At 44.5% G+C, this 12,246-nt stretch carries 10 protein-coding genes; 1 reads left to right on the forward strand and 9 read right to left on the reverse strand.

The window, feature by feature from the left end:
* Positions 1 to 126: 126 nt before the first annotated feature.
* A complete protein-coding gene (locus NST56_RS16070; RefSeq protein ID WP_268472190.1) occupies positions 127 to 2,442 on the forward strand; it encodes a helix-turn-helix domain-containing protein in 2,316 nt (771 codons plus the stop codon).
* Positions 2,443 to 2,483: 41 nt separating this feature from the next.
* Here the strand turns inward: NST56_RS16070 and NST56_RS16075 are convergent, their stop codons facing one another.
* The 9 genes from NST56_RS16075 to bioW all read right to left on the reverse strand — a co-directional run bounded on the left by NST56_RS16075 (position 2,484) and on the right by bioW (position 12,177).
* On the reverse strand, positions 2,484 to 3,980 hold the full coding sequence (locus NST56_RS16075) for an extracellular solute-binding protein (RefSeq protein ID WP_339177736.1): 1,497 nt from the start codon (positions 3,978 to 3,980) through the stop codon (positions 2,484 to 2,486).
* A 23-nt stretch (positions 3,981 to 4,003) separates the two neighbouring features.
* A complete protein-coding gene (locus NST56_RS16080; protein ID WP_168749488.1) occupies positions 4,004 to 4,864 on the reverse strand; it encodes a carbohydrate ABC transporter permease in 861 nt (286 codons plus the stop codon).
* A gap of 203 nt (positions 4,865 to 5,067) precedes the next feature.
* Positions 5,068 to 5,841, reverse strand: coding sequence for an NAD(P)-dependent oxidoreductase (locus tag NST56_RS16085; RefSeq protein WP_339177739.1), 774 nt, complete (start codon positions 5,839 to 5,841; stop codon positions 5,068 to 5,070).
* An 85-nt stretch (positions 5,842 to 5,926) separates the two neighbouring features.
* On the reverse strand, positions 5,927 to 7,111 hold the full coding sequence (locus NST56_RS16090; RefSeq protein ID WP_339177740.1) for a cytochrome P450: 1,185 nt from the start codon (positions 7,109 to 7,111) through the stop codon (positions 5,927 to 5,929).
* 89 nt (positions 7,112 to 7,200) lie between these two features.
* Positions 7,201 to 8,208 (reverse strand): biotin synthase BioB, encoded by a 1,008-nt coding sequence (bioB, locus tag NST56_RS16095; protein WP_268447714.1) that lies wholly within the window; start codon positions 8,206 to 8,208, stop codon positions 7,201 to 7,203.
* Positions 8,205 to 8,906, reverse strand: a complete 702-nt coding sequence (bioD, locus tag NST56_RS16100) for a dethiobiotin synthase (RefSeq protein ID WP_268472183.1) — start codon at positions 8,904 to 8,906, stop codon at positions 8,205 to 8,207. Before bioD ends, bioB begins: the two co-directional genes overlap by 4 nt.
* Positions 8,903 to 10,075, reverse strand: coding sequence for an 8-amino-7-oxononanoate synthase (gene bioF, locus NST56_RS16105; RefSeq protein WP_268472181.1), 1,173 nt, complete (start codon positions 10,073 to 10,075; stop codon positions 8,903 to 8,905). Before bioF ends, bioD begins: the two co-directional genes overlap by 4 nt.
* Positions 10,065 to 11,411, reverse strand: a complete 1,347-nt coding sequence (bioA, locus tag NST56_RS16110; protein ID WP_268447717.1) for an adenosylmethionine--8-amino-7-oxononanoate transaminase — start codon at positions 11,409 to 11,411, stop codon at positions 10,065 to 10,067. Before bioA ends, bioF begins: the two co-directional genes overlap by 11 nt.
* Positions 11,383 to 12,177, reverse strand: coding sequence for a 6-carboxyhexanoate--CoA ligase (gene bioW / locus NST56_RS16115; RefSeq protein ID WP_268447718.1), 795 nt, complete (start codon positions 12,175 to 12,177; stop codon positions 11,383 to 11,385). The genes bioA and bioW overlap by 29 nt, the downstream gene beginning before the upstream one ends.
* Positions 12,178 to 12,246 lie beyond the last annotated feature (69 nt).

The following is a 12,246-nucleotide window of genomic DNA, read 5'->3' on the forward strand; positions in this document are numbered from 1 at the left end:
ATTCTGCCTGAGCCCTTTGTCATCAAGGGTTCCGCCTCTCTACCTGAAGAAAAGACACCGATATTAGAAAATGATTATTGACAATATCTATCAATCTTTGGATTAATTGTATTAAGGTGTTATGAAATGGGGGGTTTTATGAAAAGAAGTCAATACAAGTTTTATTACAAACTCATCACGTTTTTTTGTTTACTCAGCACCATTCCCGTCATTTTGGTCGGTTTGTTTTCGTACGAGCACTCTCAGAAAACGGCCATCTCCAACGTTTCGGAGGAAAAACTCGACACACTCCAGCAGACCCAGCTAAGCATCGAGCACATCCTAAAAACCGTCGATCATTCTTTAACCCACTATGTGAGTTCGCCGCCTCTCCTCCGCACACTGTCCGAGCCTTTGCACTCTGACCAATTTCAAATTTATGACCAAGTGAACCAAGAGCTCAACTATTTGCAAAGCTTTGATACCGATTTGTCCAACATGACGCTTGTTAGCTATATGAAAAACTGGTACATGAACAATTCCGGTTTATACCGCATGAATACGGACTCCCTTCATGAAGCAGCCGAAGCCTATTCGAAAAACAAAGCGAGCCGGTCCTATTGGACGCTGGAAAAAAACAACCGTTTGATCTCCACAAAGGAAGGCGCTTCAGAAAGCTGCCGGTATAATATCAATTTGATTAAGCAGCTCCCGCTGAACAGCACAAACACAAAGGGACTGGCAGCCGCAAGCATCCCAAGCTGTTCGCTCGTTAAAAATATGCCTGATTATTCAAGCGCAAACAGCGTGTTTATCATTGATGAAAAAGGCCGTATCATCCTTCACAACAACATGTCTGAAATAGGTGATTCTCTTCAGAACGACGACTTTGTCAAAAAAATGCTGGCGGAAAACTCCAAAAGCGGACAGTTTGAAACAGTCATTGACCGCATTCAATATAAAGTGACCTATCAAAAATCAGACTATAACACATGGACTTATTTTTCTCTCGTTTCTCTGCCCGAACTAAAAAAAGAAGCCAAGTCAATCGGCTGGATCACCTTTACGGTATGCTCTATTTTGTTAGCGCTTTCATTGTTGTTTTCTTGGCTGGGCTCCCGGCATTTTTATAAACCGATCCGGCTGCTTTATGACTCATTTGCGCGGCACGGCGCCTTCCCAGAAAAACAGCCTCATCAAAATGAGTTTGAATTAATCGAGCAAAGCTTCAAGCATCTCAAAAACAGAAATGACGACCTTGAAGAAACAATGAGACAGCAGGCCACTCATCTTCAGCAATATTTTATGGTCAGGCTTATGCTTGGAAAGCTGACGGATGAGGAGGTCAATAACCGCTTTGAAAGCCTCGGCTTAAAACAAAATTGGCGTCACCTCGCCTTGCTGGTGCTCCAAATTGACACGCTGAATCAGACACCGTATGAGAAAAAAGATATGGATCTTCTGTTGTTTGCCGTCAACAGCCTGATTGAGCGGAACATCCCGGCGGAAAAACGTCTTGCACCAGCGGTAGTTGATAAACAGCAGGCAACCATATTGATGAATGAAAGCGGGACAAAAGAGGAATTTATAGCCGAGCTGAATGATACTGCCCGGATGATTCAGGATACAGTTGAAGCTGAGCTGCACCTGTCTGTCAGCATCGGCGTCAGCCAGCCGTTTGGTGCATTAGCTATGGCAAAAAACGCTTATGCGGAAGGCTCAGAAGCGTTAAAATACCGGCTGAAAGCAGAAAACAAATCGATTATCTTTTATGAAGATCTGGATCAGAAAAAAACGTTCAAAACCCACTTTCCGAAGCAGCTTCAGCATGAGCTGTTCGATGCTGTAAAAGCCGGTGACAAGGAGAAAGCAGACAAATGCCTGCACGCGATTTTACAGTCGATTTTTACACACAACACCAATCCGTACCAATTTCAGATTGCAATCGCCCGTTTTCTGAACCATGTCATTGAGCTGATGCATGTGCTCGGAATTGAACTATTCGAGCTTGAAGAAAACAAAATGCTGTATGACCAAATTTTTGAGCTGAAGACATTCGAGGATACCGAAAACTGGCTGAAGCAAGAGTTCATTGATCCGATGACAGACAAAGTAAATGCCCGGGCCGATGCACAGTACAAAAATATTTCCGACAACATTATCCATATCATCCACCATGAGTTTGAATCCGATTTAACGCTGGACGAAATTGCCCGCAGGCTGCACTACAACCCGAACTACTTAAGCAGCATTTTCAAAAAAGAAATGGGCATTTCATTCAGCGAGTATGTCTCGAATTACCGTCACCATATGGCAAAAAGCTGGCTGGCTGAATCCGACATGGCGGTGAAAGACATAGCGGAAAAGCTCAAATACAAAAACTCGCAAAACTTTATCAGATCCTTTAAGAAGCTGGAAGGCATCACACCCGGCAATTATCGCCAGCAAAAAAGAAGCATATAAAAACCCAAAACCGCGCTTGCATGTTTTGGGTTTTTTCACTATTACTTTGTTTTTTTAAACGCTTCCTCGTATTCCTGAATAATCTGCTTTCCACCGCTTGATTCCCATTTTTCAACCTCTTTATCAAACTGGCTTTCTGTGATTTCTCCAATCATATATTTATAGGTGGCATCGTCTATCATTTTTTTCAGTTCATCTCCGCGTTCTGACTCCGCGGCGGAATACAAGCTCTCTGCCGGATTGGAGACGATGATGTTTTCATTGTCTTCCGTCAGCTCCTCGTACGCTGTCCGCAGCGGATCACCGGTGTTTTTTAAGTAAGCTTTATCAATGGCGATTAAGGCGGACAGCGGCTGAATATCAGTCTGCCAATCTTTTACCTGGCTTTCTTTTCTTGTGAATGTTTTGCCTTTTCCTTTATTGTAATGGACCCCGTCAATGCCGTAAGTCATCAGACTGTAGACATCCTCTTCGGCTATTCGGTCGAAGAACGCTAAAATCCGTTTCAGCTCGGCTTCTGATTTCACACTCGTTTTCGGGAAAGCAAATACACCGTTATGCCCTCCTGACGCCCATACACGCTCTTTTCCGTCAGGGCCTTTTATGCGGTTAATGATCTCCAGCTCCATTGATTTATCAGAGGCATTGTCACGCAAATTAACAGCGTCCACCATATTCCCGATATAGATGCCGGCCTTGCCTTGAGAAAACAGCTCCTGCTGCTGGGTTTTGCTTGTGACTGGAAAGTCTTTATTCATGTAGCCGTTATCACGCAGTTTTTTCATGTAATCCATTGTGTCTTTGTATTCTTTCGTCATGAAATCAGGCGTAAATTTTCCATTTGATTCCTTCCAGTCTGTCGGCATGCCTTCATATGAGCCAAGCGTCTTAAAAGCGCCGTAAATTAGATCATTTCGGTCAGTCAATCCGAATGTATCATCTTTTCCATCCTTGTCCGGGTCTTTCTCTGTAAACGCTTTGGCAACCTCATAAAGATCATCCAGCGTTTCCGGCGTTTTCAAATTCAAATTGTCCAGCCAGTCCTTCCGTATGACAATGCCTTGTCTCGAGAGGGGACGCTCTCTGTATATCCCGTAAAGCTTGCCATCGATTGTGACATTTTTATTAATGAGTTTATTCATCTTGTTTAAATTCGAATAATCTTTGATATAATCGCCTATTTCCCAGAACATTCCCGATCTGAAGGCATTCATGACAGACGAATTTTTAATGTCTTGAATTGTCACGATTTGCGGGAGATTGCCTGCTGCAAGCGCCGCATTCAGTCTGTCTTCTTTCACCGCATCAGGAACCCACGTGATGTCCAGTTCCGTATTTGTCAGCTTTTCAATTTCTTTGATCGCCCTGTCTTTCGGCGGCTGCTGGTGATACAAAATCGCCATCATAGACAGCTTTACCTTTGAATCCGAGTCCGTCTTGCCTTCAGCTGATGATTGATCAGCCCCTTTACAGCCCGCCAGCACTCCTCCAAAAGCAAACACAAGTACAAACAAAAGCACCCTCCATTTGTTTCCCATCATACCCCTCCGTTTCATATTTTTTATCCTTTGACAGAACCCAGTAAAGCGCCTTTTGCAAAATGCTTTTGAATAAATGGATAGACCAGCAGAACCGGAATGGTCGCTACCACTATCACTGCCATTTTGATCGTTTGCTCAGGCGGCGGGCTGCCCGAGCCCATTTCCGACATATCCCCTTGTACCCCGCTTGATACAATAACGATTTGGCGCAAAAGCACCTGAATCGGCCACTTAGCTGAATCATTTAAGTACAAGATCGCCGTCATATACGTATTCCAGTACGTCACCGCATAAAACAGTGAAATCGTTGCGATCGCTGGAAGAGACAGCGGCAGCACAATTTTGAAGAAAATGCCCAAGTCATTGCAGCCGTCAATTTTTGCGGACTCTTCCAGGCTCTCCGGGATGTTTTGAAAGAAGTTTTTCAGAATGATCAAGTTAAAGGCATTAATCGCTGTCGGCAAAATAAGGGCCCAGTAAGAATCAAGCAATCCAAGCGATTTGACCACCAGGAAAGTCGGAATCATTCCGCCGCTGAAGAGCATCGTAAATACGACGAGAAACATGAGCGGCTGCCGCCCAATTAAGTCGCGGCGAGATAAACCGTAAGCCATCAGTGAAGAAAGAAACATGCTGACCGCCGTGCCTACAACTGTCACAAACACAGAAACGAGCAAGCTTTTATAAATGATATCTGTCGAAAAAATGTAACGATAGGCATCGAGCGAAAAAGTGGTCGGTATTAAAATGAACTTTTTTGAAACCACTTCCTCTACTGTGGCAAAGGATGCCGCAATGACATGAATAAACGGAAGTATGCATATTAAAGCGAACATCAGCAAAAATCCGTAAATCAAAATATCAAACAGGCGATTTTTCAGTGAATGTGCGATCGTTCCCACCCCTTTGTAAGCGTTGTCATTTTGTTAAAACGAGCTGCAGCATGTGACGATATCGTGTCTAAAATGTAGCAAATGTGTGATTGCCATGTCTATAATCATTTGAACACTGTCCCTTGCCCAGCGGCATCGGAATTGGCTTGAAACCGATCATAAAAGAAAAAGAGCATAATCTTAGAAAATGATTATGCTCTGTTATTGCCGTTCTCTTCTTCCTCTTTCAGAAGCTCGGCCGTATTGATTTGAGGTGTAAACCCAAGCTCCTGAACCGCGGATTCTATTGACCACGGCCTGCCGGGATTGTCAGAGACGGCGTAATAAGTGCCGTAACGGATATTCGTCTCAATGGCTGCTTTAAAAATCGACAGCAGGTCCGGATGGGAAAGAAGCGTTTTTTTCGTCCGGTCTTTCTCATGCAGTGTATCCATTTCATCTGTAACGACAGTTCCGATTCGAAGGTTGATAACAGAAAGCTTATTTTCCAGATAAAACAGGTGGCCGATATGTTCCGAGGTCAGCTTTAGGACGCCGTAGAGATTCTTTGACAGCGGATAGTCGTCGGTTGTGATTTCCCGCCCTAAGAGTGAATGCCCGTCCTTTTCGTACACATCTGTCACATGATTGCTGCTGGCGAAAACAACCTTTGGAATCCCAAGTTCTGCTGCCGCTCGGCACAAATAGTAGCTTGCTCTATAAAAAATATCCGTCATTTTTTCAAATTCAGCTACATCCATGACATTATATTTGATTTTGACAGCGAGTAAATTCACGATCACATCTGTATCTCTCGGAATCTTCTTCAATAGATCTTCATAGTTTGACGCGTCTGCCTGAATAGCGTGTGTTATGCCATCGTAACGGTCTTTATCCAGCACCGTCACCTCGTACTCAGACATAAGCCCTTCAGCCAATATCCGCCCAATCACACCATTTCCGCCAGCGATCAGCACTTTTCTCATATGTTCACTCCCCTTTTTTATAGATTGCCCATTTTCCCAGGGGATGACACTTTTTCAGCATTCACATGGCTTCCTTTAGCCTTCATTAAAAAGTAACTGGCAGCTCCATAAGCGCTCTAAAACCAATTAGCTTCCGGTATCGCACTTCAGAAACAGCGAGCTGCAGGCTTGGCATGCGCTGCAGAAGAGTGTTGATTGCAATTTGTGCTTCTAACCGTGCCAGCGAAGAACCTATACAAATATGGTGGCCCTGCCCGAATGAAAGATGGGGATTAGGGCTTCTGGTGATATCGAACTCATTGGCATGCGCGAATACTTTTGGATCTCGATTGGCAGCCCCCAGCAGAACATAGACTTGCTCCCCTTGACGAATCGTTACGCCATTCATTTCAATCTCTTCTGACGCAACACGGGCTGTCATTTGTGTGGGGCTTTCATAGCGTAAGCATTCCTCAACTGCGGTATGAATTAGAGCTGGGTTTTCTTTGAGCTGCAAAAACTGTTCTCGATGCTGCAGCAGACAAAGAATTGAGTTGCTGATGAGATTCACTGTTGTTTCGTGTCCGGCGATTGCCAGCAATATACACGTTGATGCCACTTCCTCTTCCGTCAGCTTATCAGCCTGTTCTTCCTTCAGCAGCATGCTGATCACATCATGCTGCGGATTTTGTTTCCGTTTTTGAATGAGCTCTCTAAAATACTCCTTCATCTTTGCTGTAATCTGATTGCCGTCTGTTAACACCTTTCTTGATCGGGTTAGATCAATTGTTTGAACGAGGCTTGACGCCCACTCTTTACATTGATCCCTTTCTTCTGCCGGCACACCTATGATCTTAGCTATAATGCAGCTTGCCAAAGGAAAAGCAAAGTCAGAAATCAGCTCCATCTTTTTTTCACCTTGCACTTGATCAAGCAAATGATGGACAGTTTCATTTATAAATGGGCGATAGCACTCTGTCATTCTCGGAGTAAATACCCCGCTGACCGGTAGACGCAGACGCCTATGATCAGGCTGATTCTGAAACAGCATCATCTGCTTCTGGACATGATTTAGATCCTTATATTTCATAGACGTCTCGGGCAGCGGGACACGTGTTTTGAATCTGGTATCTTTCAGAATTGCTGCCGCTTCCTCATATCCCGTGACATACCAGCCTGGATACTTTAAAACATTCCCTTTATATAAAGGGTGTGCAGAACGTAATGTGTCGTAATAAGGATAAGGGTTTTTAAAAAACGCAGAAGGTGTAAGTGAAATTGGAATTGTCATATGCTCCCTCTCATGATTCTGACATCATCATTTTGACTCTATAAAAATAAAAGCAATCGACATGACACCGATTGCTTCTATTCTTGCTTTCAGCTATTTGCACTTAAACTGGCTTTCATTTCTTCGACCGATTCTACTTCAAATCCTAAATCACTCAGCATTTTATGATCCTCCGTCTCCTCCTGTCCAGAAGTCGTTAAATAATCTCCGACAAAGATGGAGTTGGCGGCGTACAGCCCCAATGGCTGCAATGAGCGGAGATTGACCTCTCTTCCACCAGAAATGCGGATTTCTTTTGACGGATTAATATAACGGAACAGCGCCAGCACTTTTAAACAATACAGCGGGTTTAATTCATTTACGCCTTCTAATGGTGTGCCGTCAATCGCATGCAAAAAATTCACTGGAATGGAATCGGCGTCAAGGACCTTCAAGCTTTGTGCGATATCGATGACATCCTGTTTCGTTTCCTTCATCCCAATAATGGCGCCTGAACATGGAGACATGCCGGAGGTTTTTGCAATCTCAACCGTATTGACCCTGTCCTCGTACGTATGTGACGTGGTAATGTTTGAATGATTTCTCTGAGATGTATTGACATTATGATTATAGCGGTCTACTCCGGCTGCTTTCAGCCGTTTCGCCTGCTCCGGCTTTAACAGCCCGAGACACGCACAAACTTTCAGCCCATACGTCTCTTTTATTTCCTGTACTGCTTCTACGACCTGATCGACCTCTCTGTTGGACGGCCCCCTGCCGCTTGCCACGATACAGTATGTACCTATGTTCAAATCATGCGCCCGCTTTGCGCCTTCCAGAAGGGTTTCCTTTTTCACCATCCGGTAAGTCTCAATCGGCGCTTTCGAAATCGCAGACTGGGAACAATAGCCGCAATTCTCCGGACAGAGCCCTGATTTTGCATTCATAATCATATTGAGCTTCACTTTTTTTCCATAAAATCGTTTTCTGATGTGAAAAGCTCCATGCATCAAAAGCAAGATGTCTTCATCTGGACAGTTTAAAATAGAAAGCGCCTCTTCGTTGGTCACCTCTGCTCCGCCCAGCACCCTGTTTGCGAGTTCCATCCATTGATTCATTCTCCTACCCCCACTTGATTCATCAGTAATGATAGATCGATATGGTCTTTTACCATATGAAGAACCGTTTCTTTCGTCACGTTGGCAAGCTTAGGCGTTACCCCTAAAATCGGCACACCGCATAAGCGCTCAATCATCTCAGGATTGGTTTTTTCATCATGATCAGGAGAATCACTGATCCCATTGATGACAATTCCGGCAATTGGAAGACTCATCCTTTTCGCATATTGGACAGTTAAAAAGGTATGATTAATTGTTCCGAGATGAGGACGCGCCACAATGATCAGAGGAAGCTGCAACGCTTTCATGACATGACTGACTAAAAAATCCTCTCCCAATGGCACAGAAATTCCGCCCGCACCTTCTACGATGAAGCATTCATGTTTTTCTCTTATCCGCTCCCAATGGCGTAAGACTTCTTGCATTTTGACAGCCTTTCCCTCCATCTTTCCTGCAACGTATGGAGCTAGCGGCTCTTTGAATGCAAAAGGCGTAATCTCTTCATGTGAGAGACTCGTTTGCGACAACTCTTTCAGCAGGCTTGTGTCACTATTCGGATGATGACGAGAAATCCCGCTTAAAAATGGTTTAAATACTCCGACATCCATCTTATTTTCTCGCAATAAAGCTGCAAGACCGCTGGATATCACCGTTTTCCCAACTTCTGTATCTGTTCCTGTTACAAAAAAACCTCTCATGGAATGATGTTCAGCTCCTTTCCAATTGAACGAAATGCTTCCAGCAAATGATCAATATCCCTTATACTGTGCCCAGCTGTGATGGTTAAGCGGATACGGCTCTCTCCTGGCGCTACGGTCGGCGGCCGAATGGCAGGGGCGTAGATTCCCTTGTCCTGCAATTTTTCAGCAAATGTGACCGTTTTTCGGGTATCGCCCATGACCACCGGAATAATCGGTGTATGATGCCCCTTCACCGTATAGCCCATGTGCTTCAGATTCGTTTTGATCATCTGGATATAAGAAAATAAAAGCTCCCGTTTATCCTTGCTGGCTTCAATGATGTCTAACGCCTCATGGGCAGCTGCACAGCTTGCCGGCGGAATAGCGGTTTGAAAGATAAACGTTCTGGCATGGTTCAGCAGAAAGTCGATGATTACAGCTGAACCGGCAGCAAAACCTCCTTCCACTCCGGCAGCTTTGCTTAGCGTGCCGATGACAATGTCAGGACACACACCGAAATGGTCACTCGTCCCTCCTCCTGATTCACCCAAAACACCTGTTGCATGCGCATCATCAACAATGACATAAGCATGATAGCGTTTAGCAAGGGCGATGATCTGACGAAGAGGGGCAATCGTGCCATCCATGCTGAATACCCCGTCTGTGACGATAAAACGGCGCTGGTACCGCTGTGTTTCTCTCAGCTTTTCTTCAAGATCCGCCATATCGATATGACGATAAATACACGTATCAGCCTTAGACAGGCGGCAGCCATCGATAATACTTGCATGATTTAACTGATCACTTAAAATGACATCGCCTTTTTCAGGTAACGAAGAAAGAACACCGACATTGGCTAAATAGCCGCTTGAAAACAGTAAAGCCGCTTCTGTCCGTTTAAAACCGGCAATCTTTTTTTCGAGTTTTTCATGCCAGATCGAATTGCCTGTCGTTAAACGCGAGCCGCTGCTTCCTGCTCCAAATTGCTGCAGTGCTGCTTGGGCTGCAGAGATCAAACGGTTATGGTTTGCCAGACCTAAATAATTGTTTGACGACCAGACCGTTTGATTTTTGCCATTCATCGTTCCCTCTGGAATTGGAGGCCCGTTCATTGTTCTGAGTGTACGGTATACGCCGGCTCCCTTCGCTTTGTCTAACCGGCTGCTTAACCAGCTGTCAATGCTCAAGGCTCGTTACCTCTTGGATCGCTTCTTTCATAATAGACACCATTGCTTCTAGCTCTTCAGCTGTACTGGCAAGCGGAGGCAGAAATGCAATCACATCGCCGAGCGGTCTTGTCAGCATCCCCAGCTCTCTCATTTTCAAAGAAACTTTGTACCCCACACGCCGATCAGCAGGATAAGGCTGTTTAGTTTCCTTTGATTGAACAAGCTCTGCACCGCACATAAAGCCGAGCTGCCGAATATCCCCAACATGAGGAAGAGTATGCAAGTCTTGAAGAAGCAAATGGAGCTTTTCACTTTTTAGCGCAACTTGTTCAACGATGTTTTCAGATTCAAATAATCTCAGGTTTTCAAGAGCAACCGCACAGCCAAGCTGATTTCCTGTATAGGAGTGACCGTGGAAAAAGGTTTTTTGTTCTTTATAATCATCGTAGAATGCATGGTAGATGTCTTCGGTGGCAAAGGTGACAGCTATCGGCAAATAGCCTCCTGTAATGCCTTTTCCGGCAGCCATTAGATCAGGCTGAACATTTTCGTGCTCACATGCAAACATTTTCCCCGTCCGGCCAAAACCAGTGGCAACTTCATCAACAATCATTAAGACATCGTAAGCTGTACAAAGCTGGCGCACCCCTGACAAGTATCCTTCCGGCATCACAATCATTCCGGATGCTCCTTGAACCATTGATTCAATAGAAAGCGCTGCAATTTCGCGATGGTGTTCCTTTAGCAGCTGTTCAAGCGCATAGAGACACTCATCACGGCTCTGCACAGGATCACCGCTTTCAGAGCGGTATACATAAGGGATCGGAGCTTTATAACTGTCAAACATTAACGGGCCATAGACGTGGTGGAACAGTTCAATAGAACCAACACTGACGGCACCAATCGTATCGCCGTGATATCCATTTTTCATTGCGATAAATTTTTGTTTCTCAGGCTTTCCGATGTTCTTCCAATATTGAAACGCCATTTTTAAAGCAATTTCCATCGCTTCTGCACCGCTGTCTGAATAAAAAACACGCGTTAGCTTCTCCGGACTGATCTCAATTAATGTCTCGGCAAGTTCGGTCGCCGGAACGTTGGTCATGCCCAATAATGTGGAGTGAGCAATTTTTCCAAGCTGTTTTATGATGGCCTCATCTAATTCCTTTTTGCGGTGCCCGTGCACATTAAGCCAAACGGAAGAAAAGCCGTCATAATATTCCTTGCCGTTTATGTCTTTTACTTTGATTCCGTTGCCGCTCTCTATGATCAAGGGATGTTCATCATAGTCTTTCATTTGAGTAAAAGGCAGCCAAAGATGCTTTTTACTTTTTTCTATCAAATCTTGAGTCATCATCTTCCCCCCAATCAATGAAAATAGGCTGCTTTACCAGATAGTTTATGTAACTATTTACATCTTCTGAGCCGTTAGCAAAAAAGATGCGGCAGCCCTCTTCATTTCCGTATTCTTTCATTGCTGTAATACGCTGATAGCCCAGTTTATGACTTGCAACATAGCCTGTTATGTAATCAGGGTCATCCGACCAGCATAATTCTGCAACAGCGGCCGGATGATCACTCACCTTTGAAGCAAGCGCAAGGGCCTCTTTTATTCTTGAATTGGAAGGCATGTTATTGCGGAGCGCCCAATTTTCAAAATTGGCGTCCGGCCAATCCATTCTGGACACCCGTACACCTTTTTCTAGTGTTTGATCAATTCGGTTGCCAGAGTGAATATCAACCACCACCGCTCCCCTGATACCCCGCCATTCAGGAATGTGTTTATATGCTTTTTCAATCACTTTTTTTGAAACACCCGCTCTCTCCAATAAGAATCGGGCAAGACTTTGTCCCTCTTCTGGGGATTCCACTTCATTTGTCTTGATTGGTAATGGGTGAATCGTCTTTACAGGCTCATGAACCTCTTCAAATTGAATTTGCATAAAATCCGGTTTTCCTCTTGAGTGGGATAAGCCTTTTTCTAGTAAGGCATTCACCGTATGTTTCATATTATCGAACGTGATAAGCCGTTCTCCGCCGGATATATGCTTTCCACCATCTTCGTGAGACCCATTCATAGAAGCTCTCATTCTGACACTGTAAAATGTTTCTTCTTGCATACCTTCTCGCCCTTTCAGCTTTGATTACAGAAGAAAGCAGACTATTTGTTAACCATTTATAAATCGAGG

The organism is Bacillus sp. FSL R5-0560, from assembly GCF_037966305.1.
GTDB classification, from domain to species: domain Bacteria; phylum Bacillota; class Bacilli; order Bacillales; family Bacillaceae; genus Bacillus; species Bacillus mojavensis.

Excerpts from the sequence above, each read along its gene's own strand:
- NST56_RS16085 (WP_339177739.1), bottom strand. The coding sequence starts at position 5,841 with ATGAGAAAAGTGCTGATCGCTGGCGGAAATGGTGTGATTGGGCGGATA.
- NST56_RS16075 (WP_339177736.1), bottom strand. The coding sequence starts at position 3,980 with ATGGGAAACAAATGGAGGGTGCTTTTGTTTGTACTTGTGTTTGCTTTT.
- NST56_RS16090 (WP_339177740.1), bottom strand. The coding sequence starts at position 7,111 with ATGACAATTCCAATTTCACTTACACCTTCTGCGTTTTTTAAAAACCCT.
- bioW (WP_268447718.1), bottom strand. The coding sequence starts at position 12,177 with ATGCAAGAAGAAACATTTTACAGTGTCAGAATGAGAGCTTCTATGAAT.
- bioD (WP_268472183.1), bottom strand. The coding sequence starts at position 8,906 with ATGAGAGGTTTTTTTGTAACAGGAACAGATACAGAAGTTGGGAAAACG.
- bioA (WP_268447717.1), bottom strand. The coding sequence starts at position 11,411 with ATGACTCAAGATTTGATAGAAAAAAGTAAAAAGCATCTTTGGCTGCCT.
- bioB (WP_268447714.1), bottom strand. The coding sequence starts at position 8,208 with ATGAATCAATGGATGGAACTCGCAAACAGGGTGCTGGGCGGAGCAGAG.
- NST56_RS16070 (WP_268472190.1), top strand. The coding sequence starts at position 127 with ATGGGGGGTTTTATGAAAAGAAGTCAATACAAGTTTTATTACAAACTC.